10 protein-coding genes and 1 pseudogene are annotated in these 16,119 nt (G+C 57.7%); 6 read left to right on the top strand and 5 right to left on the bottom strand.

Annotated features, from left to right (window positions below; translation table 11 throughout):
• Positions 1-11 precede the first annotated feature (11 nt).
• Both D9V82_RS01515 and D9V82_RS01510 read left to right on the top strand, forming a co-directional pair.
• Entirely contained in the window at positions 12-1,220 is a 1,209-nt protein-coding gene (locus D9V82_RS01515) for a glycoside hydrolase family 32 protein (RefSeq protein WP_121910627.1), read from the top strand.
• A gap of 124 nt (positions 1,221-1,344) precedes the next feature.
• The gene (locus tag D9V82_RS01510) at positions 1,345-3,372 is read left to right on the top strand and encodes a sucrose-specific PTS transporter subunit IIBC (protein WP_121910626.1); all 2,028 of its coding nucleotides are present in this window, start codon (positions 1,345-1,347) and stop codon (positions 3,370-3,372) included.
• On the opposite strand, the pseudogene D9V82_RS13060 reads toward D9V82_RS01510, so the two are convergent.
• Positions 3,308-3,917, bottom strand: a pseudogene (locus D9V82_RS13060) (ABC transporter permease subunit). The gene D9V82_RS01510 and the pseudogene D9V82_RS13060 overlap by 65 nt on opposite strands.
• Before the next feature lie 403 nt (positions 3,918-4,320).
• Here D9V82_RS13060 and rplN point away from each other — a divergent pair.
• From rplN to rplE, 3 genes are read left to right on the top strand one after another with little or no spacing between them, the layout of a single operon-like run.
• Complete coding sequence (rplN, locus tag D9V82_RS01500; protein WP_121910625.1) at positions 4,321-4,689, top strand: 50S ribosomal protein L14; 369 nt, start codon at positions 4,321-4,323, stop codon at positions 4,687-4,689.
• 4 nt (positions 4,690-4,693) lie between these two features.
• A complete protein-coding gene (gene rplX / locus D9V82_RS01495; RefSeq protein ID WP_005276967.1) occupies positions 4,694-5,008 on the top strand; it encodes a 50S ribosomal protein L24 in 315 nt (104 codons plus the stop codon).
• A 2-nt stretch (positions 5,009-5,010) separates the two neighbouring features.
• The gene (gene rplE, locus D9V82_RS01490) at positions 5,011-5,562 is read left to right on the top strand and encodes a 50S ribosomal protein L5 (protein WP_023025194.1); all 552 of its coding nucleotides are present in this window, start codon (positions 5,011-5,013) and stop codon (positions 5,560-5,562) included.
• A gap of 1,581 nt (positions 5,563-7,143) precedes the next feature.
• On the opposite strand, the gene D9V82_RS01470 is transcribed toward rplE, so the two are convergent.
• Both D9V82_RS01470 and D9V82_RS01465 read right to left on the bottom strand, forming a co-directional pair.
• Complete coding sequence (locus tag D9V82_RS01470) at positions 7,144-10,623, bottom strand: choice-of-anchor M domain-containing protein (protein WP_121910622.1); 3,480 nt, start codon at positions 10,621-10,623, stop codon at positions 7,144-7,146.
• A gap of 233 nt (positions 10,624-10,856) precedes the next feature.
• Positions 10,857-11,258, bottom strand: a complete 402-nt coding sequence (locus tag D9V82_RS01465; RefSeq protein ID WP_234456934.1) for a sortase — start codon at positions 11,256-11,258, stop codon at positions 10,857-10,859.
• A 202-nt stretch (positions 11,259-11,460) separates the two neighbouring features.
• On the opposite strand from D9V82_RS01465, the gene D9V82_RS01460 reads away from it, so the two are divergent.
• The gene (locus D9V82_RS01460; RefSeq protein ID WP_121910621.1) at positions 11,461-12,246 is read left to right on the top strand and encodes a formate/nitrite transporter family protein; all 786 of its coding nucleotides are present in this window, start codon (positions 11,461-11,463) and stop codon (positions 12,244-12,246) included.
• A 55-nt stretch (positions 12,247-12,301) separates the two neighbouring features.
• On the opposite strand, the gene D9V82_RS01455 is transcribed toward D9V82_RS01460, so the two are convergent.
• The gene (locus D9V82_RS01455) at positions 12,302-14,863 is read right to left on the bottom strand and encodes a GNAT family N-acetyltransferase (RefSeq protein ID WP_147446186.1); all 2,562 of its coding nucleotides are present in this window, start codon (positions 14,861-14,863) and stop codon (positions 12,302-12,304) included.
• Positions 14,770-16,119, bottom strand: a complete 1,350-nt coding sequence (locus D9V82_RS01450; RefSeq protein ID WP_121910619.1) for a lysine N(6)-hydroxylase/L-ornithine N(5)-oxygenase family protein — start codon at positions 16,117-16,119, stop codon at positions 14,770-14,772. Before D9V82_RS01450 ends, D9V82_RS01455 begins: the two co-directional genes overlap by 94 nt.

The following is a 16,119-nucleotide window of genomic DNA, read 5'->3' as shown; positions in this document are numbered from 1 at the left end:
GTATCGGGGGCATGCACCACCGACCGAACTTTCACCTTGCCCCGCCGCTTGGCCGCCTCAATGACCCTAATGGACTTTTTGTGGATGGCGATATTCTGCACGCGTATTACCAACATGACCCTGCCTTTCCGCACAAGCCCAAGCGAACCGGCTGGGGGCATGCCATCACGACGGTATCCACGCCCACTCCGTGGCGGCATTATCCCGATGCACTCTATCCTGACATGCCCTATGACAAGGATGGGTGCTACTCCGGAGGGGCTGTGGTTGACGGCACTGACGTGTGGCTTTTTTATACGGGAAACTTGAAAGAAGACGGGCGCCGCATCCCGTCGCAGAACCGCGTGCGGGTTATAGACCCTTCCGGGCCGGAAGGCGGGATCTATGTCCGCGATACCGACAACCCGCTCATCGCTGATTCTCCGGAGGGATATACCGGCCACTTCCGCGATCCCCATATCTCCCGCGCCGCACAGGGATGGCGCATGGTCATTGGTGCGCAAACGGAAGATGAGCGTGGAGCCATCGTGCTGTATTATTCGCAGGATTTAAAGCAGTGGGATTTTCAGGGCGAGCTTGTTTTTGATGATCCCGCGCAGCTTCCCGGTGGCTATATGTGGGAGTGTCCTAACCTGCTGACTTTTGGGGATAAGCACGTTCTGATCTTCTGCCCACAGGATGAAACGGACCGCTGTGGCTATATCATCGGGACCTTGGATGGGCTTATATTCCACGTCGAGCGCGGCTTTACCCTGCTGGATCACGGCACGCAGTTTTATGCGCCGCAGGCAACCGAGGAAAATATCCTGCTGGGCTGGATGGGCATGCCCGCTCACGATGAGACACCAACGCAGGGGTGGGTGCATACCCTGACCATTCCGCGGCGGCTGTGGTTGGAAAATAACTACCTGTGCCAAGAACCGCTGTGGTCTGCGCTGCCGGAAACTCGCGGCAGGGAGGGCTTTGGCGCAACCATTGATGTCACGGGCGAGGGGGCCTATGCGCTTGTCGATGCCACCGGCGCGGAGGTATTCCGCGTGGTGCAGGGAGGTGGGACCATCTCTTTCAATAACGGTGAGCCGATTGCGTGCCCCGATGGAGAAATGCGGCTGATTGCTGATGGTTGCGCCGTGGAAGTTTTTGCCGGCGGTGGTCGCATTGCCGCGGCATTCGCGGTGTTTGGCGATGCCGCGTGGCAGGCGTGGGAGCCATTGGAATAAGGCCCTGCGGGATCACGGTTTCCAGCTTTTTGTTTTGTGGACATTTAGGCCGAAACAGGCTTAAATGAGAAGTAGTCAATCACATTCGGTCATTTAATGTGACGAAAATTACAAAGGTTGGTCCATGGAGCATAAAGAGGTTGCCGCCCGCACCCTGAAGGCATTAGGCGGCGAAGAAAACATTATTGCCCTTGCCCACTGTGCCACGCGCTTGCGCATGGTGTTGGATGATTTGGGCAAGGTAGACACCGCAGCGCTAGACAACGATCCGGATCTGAAGGGCACCTTTGAAACCGGTGGCGTGTTTCAGGTCATCGTGGGGCCGGGCGATGTCAATATCGTCTACCAAGAAATGACCAAGTCCATTTCCAGGGATGTCGCCGTATCCACCGATCGCCTGAAGGATATTGCGGCGGAATCCGGAAACTGGTTTTCCCGTGCAGTAAAGGTCTTGGCGGATATTTTCGTTCCGCTCATCCCAATCCTGCTCGGCGGTGGTCTATTGATGGCATTAAATAATGTGCTCACCGCGCCGGGACTTTTTGGGGATCAATCCGTCATTGAAATGTATCCTTCGTGGGAAGGGTTCGCCGGACTAGTCAACCTCCTGGCATCCGCTCCGTTTGCCTTCCTTCCTATCCTCGTGGGCTTTACTGCTACTAAGCGCTTTGGAGGTAATGAATTCCTCGGCGCGGGCATGGCCATGGCCATGGTCATGCCAGATTTGGTCAGTGGCTATAACGTTGCCGAGGCCATTGATAACGGCGAGATGTCCTACTGGGATATCTTTGGTATCGGCGTTGCCCAAGCCGGCTACCAAGGCTCTATCTTGCCCATTCTGGTCATCGCCTGGATCTTGGCGACGATTGAAAAGTTCCTGCACAAGCACCTCAAAGGGACCGTGGATTTCATGCTCACGCCCCTGCTTACCCTGCTGGTGACGGGCTTTATAACCTTTATGGGGTTGGGGCCCATCTTGCGTACTGCCGGTGAATGGTTGGGTATGGGGCTGGCCGCCCTCTATGATTTTGCCGGTCCCGTGGCTGGCTTGCTTTTCGGTCTGGTTTATTCACCGATCGTCATCACCGGACTACACCAATCTTTTCCGCCCATTGAGACGATGCTGTGGAATGAGGGCGGTTCCTTCATTTTCCCCATTGCCTCGATGGCCAATATTGCCCAGGGTGGTGTGGCCTTGGCGGTGTACTTCCTGGCGCGTTCCGAAAAGCTCAAGGGCTTAGCCGGAGCCTCCGGTATCTCCGCGGTGTTTGGTATTACTGAGCCCGCGATCTTCGGCGTTAACCTGCGCCTGCGTTGGCCGTTTTATATCGGTATGGCGGCATCGGCCATCGCTTCTACATTCATCGCCATTTTCGGCGTGCTTGCGGATGCCCTCGGTGCCGCCGGCTTCATTGGTTTTGTTTCCGTTCCCCGCTTTGTCCCAACCTTCCTGCTATGTGGTGTTATCTCCTTCGCCGTGGCATTCATCGGGGCCTACCTGTACGGGCGCGTGCTCATCCATCGCAACGGCACCATTGATCCTGATGAGAGCAATCCTCCCGCCGCACAGGTTTTGGCGGCCGAGGCCGCTGCGGCGTCTACCGTCAGTGCCTCCGCCGCCGCGAATGCCGCCACAATATTTTCTCCGCTAGAGGGAAAGGCTGTGCCGCTATCCAAAGTTAAGGACCCTATGTTCGCCGGAGGGAAGCTAGGGCAAGGCGTCGCCATCGAACCGACGGTGGGCAAGCTTGTTGCGCCTGCCGATGGCACCATCACCGTGACTTTTCCCTCCCATCACGCCTATGCCCTGCGCGTGGAGGACCCAGCGGTGGGGCCAATCGACATCCTTATGCACATTGGCTTCGATACGGTCAATCTCAAAGGCGAACATTTCACCTCGCATGTCAATAAGGGCGATACCGTCAAGCAGGGCGACGTCCTGGCTGAATTCGATATCGAGGCCATTAAGGAAGCAGGACTGCCGGTGACGACACCAGTTGTTGTGTCCAATGCCAAGAAGACAGGCCCTGTAATTCCCGCCGCGGACTTCCGCGAAGGCGAGCTCATCGGTTGTGGAACGGAACTATTTACTGTTGATCCAAAGGCGCAGCAGCAGACTGCGGAGACTTCTGCGAAGGAAGCAACGTCTTAAAACTGGGCTCAAGGATAATCACCGTGAGTATAATGGCCACGGTGTCGAATTGCTGATGACCATAGGAAACCGTCCGGTCACCGATGCCGCCGCTACCGATGGTGCCCGCCATCGCGGTGACAGAAATCAAGGTGATGGTGGATGTAGTCAGTGTCAAGATTATCGAGGCCTTAGCCTCCGGCAGTAAGAAATAGCGGATGGTTTGCCATAGGGAAGCGCCCATGGATTCCGCTGCTTCTAGGATGCCTTCACCAACTTCCAGCACCGATTGCTCGATGAGGCGAGCCATAAACGGCGCTATGAAGGCGCTATGAAGATGGTAAGCGGCACCAGCGCACCGTATTGACTAGGAAGTCTGTGATCCTGAACAGCACACGGTTGGGGTACATGCCTTGTGGGTGAGCAAGGACCAGGATGATTCCCAGGGTAACTCCGCCTATTGTCCCCAGGAAGAGGGAAATGCCCACCATATAAAGGGTTTGCCAGCTGGCCTCTAGATACTGATCGATAGAAACCTTAGTATCGAAAATTTCGGTTAAGTCCATTAGTTCATTACTTCTGCATTGAGCTGACCCTGCCGCTGGAAGATGCCGTGGAAGCACGGTCTTTACCAACTGCTGAGTCAGGGGTTGCTGAGGGGCAGAGGAAAGGCTGGATTCAAAGAGTACGAGGTTTACCACGGGCTACAGATGCACCCCGCTAAAGGACGCAACCCCTGTGAAGTGAAAACCCTGCTTTTTGTGTTTTGGAAGTAGCTAGTTTATGTGGTTCAATATGTTAGTTGCGAGAGCTGGTCGGTCCGCAGTGGTGCGTTTCCGAATCGCCGGTCCGAGACCCATCGACGCCGTACGGTGTTCGTTGTAAAAGTTCGCGCACAGCAAGTTTGTAGACCGCGTGTGGCAAGGACGGAAATCTTGCCGCACATCAATCCAGGTCAGGAGACCCATAGTGATTCAGCAGGAATCGCGTCTGCGCGTCGCCGACAACTCTGGTGCACGTGAACTTTTGTGCATCCGCGTTCTCGGTGGCTCAGTCCGACGCTTCGCTGGCATCGGCGACGTAATTGTCGCCACCGTCAAGGACGCTGTTCCAGGCGGCAGCGTAAAAGAAGGCGATGTAGTTAAGGCAGTTATCGTCCGCGCGAAGAAGGAAACCCGTCGTCCGGACGGCTCCTACATCCGCTTTGATGAGAATGCTGCAGTTATTCTGAAGGGCGATAGCGAACCTCGCGGTACCCGTATCTTCGGCCCGGTTGCTCGTGAACTTCGTGATAAGCGTTTCATGAAGATCGTTTCTCTAGCACCGGAGGTGATCTAATCTTATGAAGATCCATAAGGGAGATATGGTGATTGTCATTTCGGGCCCAGATAAGGGTGCGAAGGGCAAAGTTATCGAGGCGTACCCGAAGCGCGAAAAGGTCCTCGTTGAGGGCGTTAACCGCATCAAGAAGCACGTCGCAAACTCCGCTACTGAGCGTGGCGCCGAGTCCGGCGGAATTGTTACCCAAGAAGCCCCGATCCACGTGTCCAACGTAGCCATCGTTGACTCTGAGGGTAACCCGACCCGCGTGGGCTACCGTTTCGACGAGAACGGCAAAAAAGTCCGCATCGCGCGTAGCAACGGGAAGGACATCTAAAAATGAGCGAGAACTACACCCCGCGTCTGAAGACTCGCTACCGCGAGGAAATCCGCAAGAACCTGAATGAAGAGTTCAAGTATGACAACGTCATGCAGATCCCTGGCGTCACCAAGGTCGTAGTCAACATGGGTGTTGGCGAAGCCGCTCGTGACTCCAAGGTTATCAATGGTGCTCTCGAGGACCTGACCGCTATCACCGGTCAGAAGCCACAGCTGCGTCGCGCAAAGAAGTCCATCGCGAACTTCAAGCTTCGTGAGGGCATGCCCATCGGCGCACGCGTTACCCTACGTGGTGACCGCATGTGGGAGTTCCTGGACCGTCTGCTGACCATCGCGCTGCCACGTATTCGTGACTTCCGCGGTCTGTCTGATCAGCAGTTTGACGGCCATGGCAACTACACTTTCGGCCTGTCCGAGCAGTCCATGTTCTACGAAATCGACATTGACAAGATCGATCGTCCCCGTGGTATGGACATCACCGTCGTTACCAGCGCTACCAACGACGAGGAGGGCCGTAAGCTTCTGCGCGAGCTCGGCTTCCCGTTCAAGTAAATAGAGCGCTAAAAGGTCCCAACTCCATGGAAGGAGTTGGGACCTTTTAATTTTGTTGTCATCTGTGGATTCTAGGGGTCATTGCAACGATGACGGTTACTTGGGTGTGATACTACCGGTTTGTGTCAGGGCGTTGGTCAGGACTTCGGCTGATGTGCGCCAGTTGAGTGCTTTGCATGGTTTGTGATTGGTGGCGATCATCTCTAGGTTCTCGGCGCTGTAGATGGACAGGTCACTGTTTTAGCAAGGTTTCTTCTGAGCCTGCCGTTGGTGTTTTCGTTGCTGCCGCGTTCCCACGGCGGTCCTGGGTGGCAGAAGTAGATGGGAATATCAGTGGCCATGGTAAAGGCTATACGGCCAGACACTTCACTTTCATGGTCCGGTCGTGTTCTCCTTATTAAGCTTTAAAAACATAAGGAACGTCGAAGCTATCATGAGCCCAACGGCGAATGTGTAGTTTGAAGCATTCATTAATCCGCCAAAAATGGATAGTACAAACCCGACGATAAAAGTCCCGGATTCCGATCTTGGGTAAGAATCTCTACGTATAAAGGCGTAGTGCAGGGCCATGTATTTTACTGCCATAGCAAGAGGGAACAGCCTTAATTCTCCCCAGAAAAACCCGCTACACAAGTGGATACAAGAATGCTGGCAGGAAGTAAAATAGAATTCGATATGCGACTAAACAAAGCTAATCACATTCCTCACGGGAAGCTTTCTCCCATCCAATGTTCATGAATTGGCTTAGGTCATAGCATTGATCGTCACGGTCCCATTTCCGCTTAGCAGTCAATTTATTCCACGCTGCGGTTACAGCAACGCTACATGCGGTGTCGAATCTTACCGACTTTCCTAAGTGCCCGCAGACAGTACCTGCAAACCCAGAAGCACCAAGGCTCTAAAACTCCTCGCCTGCCATGGAAATACGGGGACCCCAGTCCCATTCGAACCTTACGAAAGAAGCCGGTGAAGTTATCACAGGCTCGCCCAGTACGTCGTACTCTACAGAAATTCCTTCCGGGAAAGCTTTTTGTAGGTTTCCGTCTTTCTTCCGTAGAGGATTTCTTCAGATTTCTTTTGGAAAGTATCACGCTTTAGCTGGGTTCGCCGTTTATGTGGGTCGTGGGAATACTCGTCTCCAAATTCGAACAATTCAACATAGTTTTCGGAGGTGACGGCGGAAGGTTCCTGAGCAGTGGCGGGAGATATAGCTGCAGTGATGATTAAAGGTGCGGACAAGGGGCGGACGAGGCGATTGGGCTAAATATACTTCGCATAATGTTTCTTCGTTAATTGGGAACGAATCAGGAAGCTTGGTAAAACCCAGCCTATCCCGTTGAACTATATCAGTGCAGCGCTTCAGTTTAGCTTCCACCGCGATCCGGGGAGAGATTAAAAGGCTTGGTGCGTAAATAACCACTTTACAGCGCAAAATGAGCCCGGCCCGAGCTGGTACTCGACCCTTTTCAAGGCTCAGATCTGCGGTATAGGTTGATGCTTATTGGTTTTTAAGGTCGTGGATCAGTTCCAATTGAGAGGCCGTCGCAATGGGATGGTGCAACGGCCTCTGGAGTAAAAGGGCTATTTACTGTTCTTGGAGCGCTTTTTCATCAGGGCTATGCCGGCGCCAATAAAGACTGCGGCGAGGACGAGTACCCAACCGACATTGGCACCCGTGGAAGCCAGCGAACCTTTGTGGGAGTTGGAGGAACCTCCACTGGATCCGGACCCAGGTCCAGAGCCCCCGCTCGCCGCGCTCTTAGCGGTAGTGGATTTGCTGGATCCTTCTGACTTTCCAGCGCTATTGCCCTTGGCCGCCTTGGCGCCCGCATTTGATCCAGATGAGTTAGAGGACTTGGACTTATCGGAGCCCGGCTTATTAGTGCCGGTGCTATTCGGGCCGTTATCCGGTTTGGTAGCACCTGGTTGCTTATCCGTCGAGGAGTCTGCGGGCTTGCCCTCTTCCTTCCCGCTTTCTTCGGCAGCGCCTTTTCCGCCGGGTTGCGTGGTTGGATCACCCACGAGGAAGGTAACGGTGTGCCAGTCAGTAAGTTTGTCACCGTTGCGGTTGACGGCACGCATGTCCATCTCATAGCGGCCTGGTTGGGTAAAAATCCAGTGCGCGTGGACATGGAAAGGACCATCCTCAACGCCCTTAATCGTATGGGTACCGTTGCTATCGGCCAAGGTTCGTTCCGGTGTATTCAGGGAGGCAGTGTGGCCGGCCCACCATTTTCCGTCCTTAGGCGCTGACTTAGGGCGAACCTCGATAGCAGCGTCACGGTAGTCTTGCCCGACCTTGATCGTGTCCCATCCCGGCCACACAGCATTGTGATCCTGTTGTAATGGCAGGTGGTAAATCGTTGAGCCAGTCTTTACCATTCCGGTAAAGGACAGCGTCTTAGCCAGAGAGTCAGCGACCGGCACGCGTTGCGTATCGTGAACGCGTAGCGCTACGTCTTCAGGCACGTTGTGGCGGTCGTCTTCGTTGACATAGAAGCCGAGCTTATTGTCCACAACCTTTGGCCCGAAGTCGATGTGGCCCTTGGTAATCTCGCGCTTCTGGGACGGTGTTGCGCTGGGAGCAGGTTCCGTTGTCTCTGGGTTTCGTTCTTTCGACGGCGCGGTGCTTTCCGTGCCGTTATCGGCGGAGCTTCCGGCATCGTTCTCGGTCGTGCCATCGGTACTGTCGTTGGATCCGCCTTCAGACGCATTGTCGTTTCCCTTAGTTGGTGGGGTAGCAGATGATGAATCCTCGCTAGCTACCTTGAAACGCAGAACGGCCTTTTTCGCGGTTTTGCCGTCTTTTTCGGCTACCGTGACACCAACTTCATACGTACCGGGCTTGTTGAATGCCCAGTTAAGGTGCATGTGGTCTGGGCCTTCGGTGGTATAGGAATGCGTACCATCGCTGCCGGCAAGGCGCTGGTCCAGGCCGGTTTGATCAGCCAGGTATGCCAACCATTCGCCGTCCTTCGGGGCTTTGACGGGGGTGAAGGTAAAGGTGTAATTCTTCTTGGTGTCCTGGTAGGCATCTTCGGTGCTTATCCCAGGCCACACCACGCCGGTGCGCTGTGTCTCTGGCAGGACGTAAGCAGCGCTGCCTTTCTTTCCAAAGTGGGGGATGTCTTTGTCCAAGGTGGTCTTGACCTGCTTGGGAACGCTGAAAAAGACATCGGATGGCTTACGCCAGATTGCACCAATGTAGTACAGGTTCGTCTCGTCCTTGATGCCCAGGTGCAGCTCACCATCCTCGTGGATAGGGGCGATATCGACGTGGCCCCGGTGCAGATTGAGCTCCTTGTTGGGGGCGTCCTTATCCTTCGGGCCCTGCGGTTTGGGTTTGGGGACATTGGGAACAGAAGGCTTCTGGGTCGTGGAAGGTGCCGCCGGGGAAGACTCTTCGGTTGGGGCGGAGCCCTCTGACTCCTCTGCTTCTTCCGAATCCTGCGGCTTATCTGGTGTGTTGGAGTCTTCTGGCTTCTCCGTTCCTTCTGGTTTCTGTGCGCCCCCGGAAGCGGAAGCCTCCGGGAACGAGACGGTGGTCTCAGCTATCGGCTTATAAGCGTCTTTGTGAGTATGGCTAAATAGCGTGGCGCCGCCGGCATTGGAGCGCGAATCAGGAACGATGCGCAGCATGAGCTGGTAGCCAGGCTGCTTACAACCCTCGATGAGTTGCTTGCTCGTCCTTAGCCCCGGCCCGGAAGTAAAGCCGATTTCGCAATCTGCAATAGCGTTCTGCGGCAGGCTAGTCATCGGTTCGCCATCTACTTTGTAAAAGCCGCCGGTAACGCGCACCGTGGTGCGATCATCCTCGGGAGCTACGGTGATGTCGATATTACGGTCGTCCTCACCGTACACTTTACTGGTGGAAACGGTGATATCCGGGCTCGTGATCTCAAAGGGATCGGTCTCAAACGGCTCTATCTCTTCCATCTCTGGGGTAGGAAGCTCGCCGCTTTTCGTTGTATAAGCTTTGGCATCTTCACCGTCCTTTTCCCCGTCGGTGCTGGTCCAGAACTTTATGGGTTCAGATACCCAGCGTGGGCTTGGGGAATTATTGTCAGGAATAAAGATGGCTTGGAAATCGGATTCTTCATCACCAATCATTTCATCCCACGAAGCCTTACCGCCTTCTACCTTGCGCTCGGCAAGATAGTGGCCGTTGATGGTGAATACGGCGCGGCCGGAGTCTTTGGCATTGCCGGTATCGAGGGAAAGCGTGGTGAGGATGCCTTCCTTCGCGCCCTTGGTATCAGCCGTGGAGGGGGCCATCTTAAACATAGGGGTGTTGGTCTCGCCTGCGGAGCCTTCAGACTTGGCGTCGTTAAAAGCAGCATCAAGGTCGGTAATCGTGCGCTCGGCGGGGTTGGTGCCGCCTACCTGCCATACCAGGGTTTGTGGCTCGGAGTGGATGAAGGTGCCATCCTTCTTTCGAGCCGAAGCGCGGTAGGTTACTTCGTAGTGGCCAGGACGGGTAAACGTCGTGGCGTTATGCGTATGCGTGCCTGCATTAACCCAGGTGGTACGGAATCCCGGGTCGTGGGAGGACCAGAGGCGGTTGAGGGGATAGTTCTCGTCGCTGTAGGTAAACAGCTCCATGCGGCCGGGGCCCTTAAAATCAACGATTTCCATGTTGAAGGATTTATCGCGGAATTGATCGGTGGGAAGATCTGCGGCGGCACCGAACCCAGCCCAGATGGGCATGGTGTTTTTCGGGAAGCCGACCGCGGGGCCGCCGTAGTACATGAGCTGGTTTTTCTCGGCATTGAGAAACTCGAAGCGCGGATCATCGGGAACGCGCCAGGCATAGGCCCCCAAGCCTCCATCGACGCGGCCGTGGCTGACCCAGTTGATCGTGTCCTCGATGGGGACTAGGCCCGCACTATTGGACATGAGTTTGAAGTTTCCGTCCTGCCACACCGCGTGCGGGGAATCCACGTGCGTTTGGGTGCGGACAAGTGGGGCGTCCTCAGCGAGGGCGAAGGGGGCGTGGAATAACGCGAGCGCCAAGGCCACGACTATGGTGGCAAGGCGCGTTAAGGAGGAGGGCAAAGGCATAAGGTTCTCCCAAGGTGAAGTGCAGTGAACTTTTATACAGTTTGGGACGAATACTACACTACTGCAAACGGTTATCGTTACCACTGTTGAAAATGGTGATCCTCTGCCCGTGAGCTGGGAAAGAAGATATAGAAATTTCCTACCTCCGGTTGCGGAAGCGGGGACTGTGTAAGGCTGAGGCATAGGGGCGAATAAGCGGAAGGCGGGCGAGTGACCGCAGCGTTGCTGAGCGGTTAAGCTTTGTCGTCTGCGGTGCGGGTAGTTCCCCCGTGTCCCCATATGCTTGAGTCCCCGGCTAGGCCTTGTTTATTGGGGTCATGGAGATCGGTTGCGGTATAGATGAGCCAGTTCTGGACAGAATTTCTAGTGCGCACGTATACCTTGTCGCCGATGGTGATCTTGTGTTCGTTAGTTGACCCATCGTAGAGATTATTAAAAACGGCAGGTACGCCGCCGCCGGTTTGCTCAGCGATAATGACGATATCGTCGGCATTTGTTTCAGGCAGGGAGTAGTGGCAGTCTTCGGCAGTATAAGTGCAGGCCTTATCCATGGTGTCGGGATCTATAGCGCCATCGACTACCCGGCATGCGCCCGCGACAAATTGCGCATGGACGTCGATGGCAAGGGTAACCAATTCTACAGCTGCAGATGGTTCGATTACGGGAGCATTTTCTGCAGAAACTTCGTTAGTATCTATTCCTTCAGGCGAGCTGATGCTGAATTCGGGCGTATTGATGCTGCGATCTATCGTGCTGATGATTAGGATCGTTGCAACGACCCTCTGAACTCAAGACGATGTATGGGTCGATTTTGCTCCTCTTTCAAGGATTGTCTGCATGTCTCTCAATGAGTCCGTGGCCGCCGCGGTCACGAAGAAAACCGCTCTGCTTGACCAGTCGCCGTCGCGCTTTATCGTGCGCGCCATCCTGGCTGGCGTGTACCTGCTCATCGGCACGGCCTTTGCCGGCGGCGTGGCACAAGCGGTGGAAAAGAACTTCGAAGGCTTGGGCAGCGTCGCCTTCGCCTTCCTCTTCGGCCTCGGCCTGTTTGCCATCATCATCTTGGGCGCTGACCTTGCGACCGGCAACATGATGTTCATGGTCTACGGAGCCGCCAATAAGCAGGTGAAATGGGCAAAGGCATTCTGGCTCATTATCGTGACCACGGTGTTCAACCTCGTGGGTGCGGCGATCCTCGCCGCCGCGTTGGGGGTCTCCGCGAAGTTCGGCAACCTGCCGGTCGATCACATCATCGTCACGCTCACCGACGCCAAGCTGGCGAAGGGGCCGGCGGGCATGCTCGTCGAGGGCATCCTGGCCAACTTCGTGGTCAACATGTCCATCGTGGGTGGCATCTTCGCCAAGGAGATCATCTCGAAGTTCATCGTCATCGTCCCGCTCATCGCGGCGTTCGTGGGCATGGGCCTCGAGCACGTCATCGCGAACTTCTGCCTGGTTTGCCTCACGTTCTTTGACGCGGGCGCGTTCCCGGAGCACTTCACGCTCGGCGCGGTGCTGACCAACTGGGCCATCGTTTGGGTGGGCAACGTCATTGGCGGCGGCTTCCTCATCGGCGGTGTGTACGCCTGGCTCAACAAGGGCCCAGAGGCATACCGCGACTAGGCTGCGGCGTAGTACGCGAGAAGGCCAACCCCGCACGAGTGGGGTTGGCCTTTACTTATCGCGCCGTCGATTCTGAAGAATGCAACGGGTTGTCCATGTCCCCGGCGTAGATGAGCGAGGACTCCTGGTCGCCCAGGTTTACCATCGATAGCGGGTTGCGCAACTGCAAGCGGTTGAGGCAGGAGTGCTTGAACTGCGACGCGAGCACCGGAAGTTTCTCTAGCGTGCCGGGGAAGCGGCGTTCGTAATCCAGCACGACTGCACGGCAGGTGAGCCAAAACTCGGTCTCAGCGAGCAATCCCTTCCGGTCGAAGAGCGCGGCGAGGTGGCGCAGCACGCCGTCGAGGACGTCGGTGTGGATAGATAGCGCGCGCTGGGCGCCGGTGAAGTCGCCGTGATCGACCTGCAGGCGCTCCAGTCCCGCAGGCACGTCCACGCGGGCGTCGACGACCGCGGCCTCTTCTCCTAGGTCCTTGAAGAACGCGCCGACGGGCGCGCCGTTGTCGAGCTCGAGGATGACGTTCTCGCTGTGCGGCATGAACACGATTCCGTACTGGGCGAGCGCGTGGAGGACTGGGACAAGGTACACGTCGAGCAGCCGGCGCAGCCATTCTTGCGGCGGCAGACCCGATTGTGCGATCCACTCGGCGGCGAGTGACTCGCCTGCCGGGTCGACGTAGAGGCAGCCCGCCAGAGTCACGGCCACGCTCGTGGCGGATAGCTGCGGCATGGGCGAGTCGCGCCACAGCGCGGAGAGCATTTTCTCACGCTCGCTTGTTGAGCCCGCGGGCAGCGGGTGGCGGTGGTAGGTGTCGCCGCGGTAGCCCACGGCGACGATTTCTTTGAGCAGACGCACGTTGCGGGCCCGGAATTCCGGATCGACATTGAGCTGTTGGGCTAACCAATCGTTGATGGCGGGCGTGGTTTCCATGTACGCCGGCGAGAGCCCGCGGACGAACCCCATGTTGCGAATGCCCACGGCCGTCTTGACATACGGCAGCGCCGGGCGCGAGTGGTTGAAGAACGTCCGCAGCGACTGCTGGGGACGGAATAGGTCGCTGCTGGTGCCGATGTACACCAGATTCCGGGAAATGAGCTGGTCAAAAAAGATCGTGGAGATGCAATTGTCCCACTGCCACGGGTGCAGCGGCAGCGGCACATAGTCATCCGGTGCGTAGCCCAATTCTGCGAGCGCCTGTTCATAGCGCGGACCGAGGTCCCCGAGCTGCTCGGCGAAGAACCCGGCTAGGTCCGCGACGTCTTCTGATGCCGCCACCACGCAGTGCTCCCGCTTGGCGGCGAGCCACACGATGTGTATGTCGGCTCCCGCCTCCGGCGCGTAGGCGCGCAGCTCGGTAAGGCTCATCCCGCCGCGCCCCGAATTCGCGAGGAACCCGGGGTGCCCCTCATACATTGCTGACTCAGCGGTCACGAGATAGTCCGCCTGGGCATTCGCACGCTCCTGGGCGCTGGCGTCGAGCTGCGGTGCGCGCAAGCTTTGCGCGGCGGGGCGCGTCGCGAGGGCGCGGGCACGGCCGACGAGGGTCGCCTGAATCTCCTCGATGTAGGTGTGCAGGAAATCCGGTTCTATGCCCAGCTGTTCTGCGGCCCCGGCGATGAGCTCGGCCAGGTGCAGCGGGGTGGCATCGGCAGCTTCGATGCTTTCGGGGACGACTTCGAGATGCGCCAGCCCATACTGGTGGGCCGAAAAGCTCAGCTCCCGCGGCCCAAAGTGGACCGACCATCGTTCGGAGTCCGGGTGAAAGCTTGGCGTCAGCAGTCTTTCATGGCTAAATTCGCGGATGGCCTTGGCGATGAGCTGGCGCTCAGCGGTCTCGGCCGCGCACAGCGCATTCGCCACCGGCGACAGCGAGGCGCGCGCGGCAGCCGCTGAGGAATAGAAGTCTGAGGCAGTACAACGCTGCACCCGTGCCGTCTTCGTGTGCCCGCCTTGGAGCAGGCGGATCTCATTAAGTCCCGGAACATCGAGGAAGCCGGCCTCGGCGTTCTTGCGGTGAATCGCGCCATTGGCTACGTCGGGCTCCACGAGGAGTTCGCGGAAACCCCGGCAATCGATGAGCCAGCGGATGACCGCGGCGAAAAGGCTACTGGTTAGCCCAGAAACGTGGGCACCGGCCGGCGGGGCGACGAGGAAGTGCAGTCCGCGTAGTGGCTCTTCCAGCGTTAACTCCCTGATACCAGCAGCCTCCGAGCTAGCAGCCTCGGCCAACACCGAGTCCAGCACCACGCGGCGCGGGTCGTAGTCCTCGACGATGCCCATCGGTCTGTGCGGGGCGGCAGGGTGCGGGTGCAGCTCGAGGATCCAGGCTTCTTCGTGTGGGGAGGCGCGGAGCCGGTCGTATTCGACGGCGACGTCGTTGACGCTGGCCTGTTGCATGCCCCAGAATGCGCAGTGAGGATCGGTGAGCCACCCGTGGACAAGCTCGGTGTCGGCGGGGGTGAGCGGGCGAAGGCGCACCGTGCCGTGGGGAGTGAAGATGTCGTCACGTTCGGTATTGAGCATTACTGACCCCCGAAGGTCTGGAAGGCGACGGAGCGCTCGATGGGATAGTACTCGCGGCCGGTGATGGCCTTGAGAATAATGGAGTTCCTCCACGGTCCCATCCCGAGGTCGGGCGCGATGAGCGAATGAAGGTGTTCCTCGGCGTTTTGGACGAAGAGCGACTGGGCGGCGTCGATGGCGAATCCGGGATCGATGGCCAGGCGCCCGGCCGTGTCGAACTGGACTTCTTCGCGTGCGGTCTCCAGGAAGCTGGGGAAGAGCGGGGCCTTGTAGCCGGTGGCGAGCACCAGCGCGTTTGTCGCGTGCGTGCGGGTTTCGCCGGTCTCGCCGTGGGTCAACGTCAGCTGGAACGGGGCGGACGCGTCTGTGTCGCACAGTGCCGCGCTCCAGCCGGCTAGGAGCGTCGAGGCGAATGGGCGCGGCAGGCCCTTCGTGATGGACAACCGGTAGTAGGTGTCGTAGATGTGATTGACGAGCTGGCCGGAGATTCCCTTGTAAAGATTGCGCTGTTCGCGGTTGAGCCGGTCGCGCGTCGCGGCGTCCAGGCCGCGGAAGAACTGCGCGTACTCAGGGCTAGTCATCTCGAGGGTGAGCTTGGTGTATTCCATGGGGAAGAAGCGCCCCGAGCGGGTGACCCAGTCCAGCCGCGTGCCCCGGTACGCGGCAGGTTCCATGAGATCGGCGTAAATCTCGGCCGCGGACTGCCCCGACCCGATGATGGTGACGGACTCCTGGGCGAGCAACTCCTTCTTGTGCTCAAGATAGTCCGCCGAGTGCACGGCGAGCCCGGCTTCCGGCGCAGCCCGCAGCTCGCCGGGGATAAACGGCGTGGTGCCCACTCCGACCACGACGTTGCGGCTGAGCACCGTGCAGGTGCCCCGCGGCCCGTTGACGGTGACCTCCCACAGATCGTCGACGCGGCGCACCGACGTCACCGTGGAGTTCCACTCGAGCGTGCTCAGCTGCTGGGAGACCCAGGCGCAGTAATCGGAGTATTCCTCGCGCAGCGGGTTGAAATCCTCCTTGATGTAGAACTGGTGGATGCGCCCTTGCTGCTTGCAGTAGTTGAGGAAACTGTACGGGCTCGTGGGATCGGCGAGGGTGACCAGATCGGCCATGAACGGAACCTGGATCGTCGTCCCAGGAATCATCATCCCGGGGTGCCAGCAAAATTCCGCGCGCGAATCGAAGAACGCCGCGCGCAGCGCGCCGCCGTCAACCAGCGGCTGGCTCAGCGCCGCCAAGCCCAGGTTGAACGGCCCGATCCCGATGCCCACCAGATCATAGGGCTTAATGCTAGATTCGGCATCAGCGACGGCGGCAGTGCGGGCGGTGGTGGAAGAAGACAT

It is taken from the genome of Corynebacterium macginleyi (assembly GCF_003688935.1).
In the GTDB taxonomy this organism is placed as follows: Bacteria; Actinomycetota; Actinomycetes; order Mycobacteriales; family Mycobacteriaceae; genus Corynebacterium; species Corynebacterium macginleyi.
The sequence above is the reverse complement of the archived record's forward strand: the minus strand, read 5'-3'. Positions and strand labels throughout refer to the sequence as shown.

Bases quoted from the DNA above. Each gene is read 5' to 3' on its own strand.
- D9V82_RS01515 (WP_121910627.1), top strand. From the start codon at position 12: ATGCACCACCGACCGAACTTTCACCTTGCCCCGCCGCTTGGCCGCCTC.
- D9V82_RS01510 (WP_121910626.1), top strand. From the start codon at position 1,345: ATGGAGCATAAAGAGGTTGCCGCCCGCACCCTGAAGGCATTAGGCGGC.
- rplX (WP_005276967.1), top strand. From the start codon at position 4,694: ATGAAGATCCATAAGGGAGATATGGTGATTGTCATTTCGGGCCCAGAT.
- rplE (WP_023025194.1), top strand. From the start codon at position 5,011: ATGAGCGAGAACTACACCCCGCGTCTGAAGACTCGCTACCGCGAGGAA.
- D9V82_RS01470 (WP_121910622.1), bottom strand. From the start codon at position 10,623: ATGCCTTTGCCCTCCTCCTTAACGCGCCTTGCCACCATAGTCGTGGCC.
- D9V82_RS01460 (WP_121910621.1), top strand. From the start codon at position 11,461: ATGTCTCTCAATGAGTCCGTGGCCGCCGCGGTCACGAAGAAAACCGCT.
- D9V82_RS01450 (WP_121910619.1), bottom strand. From the start codon at position 16,119: ATGTCTTCTTCCACCACCGCCCGCACTGCCGCCGTCGCTGATGCCGAA.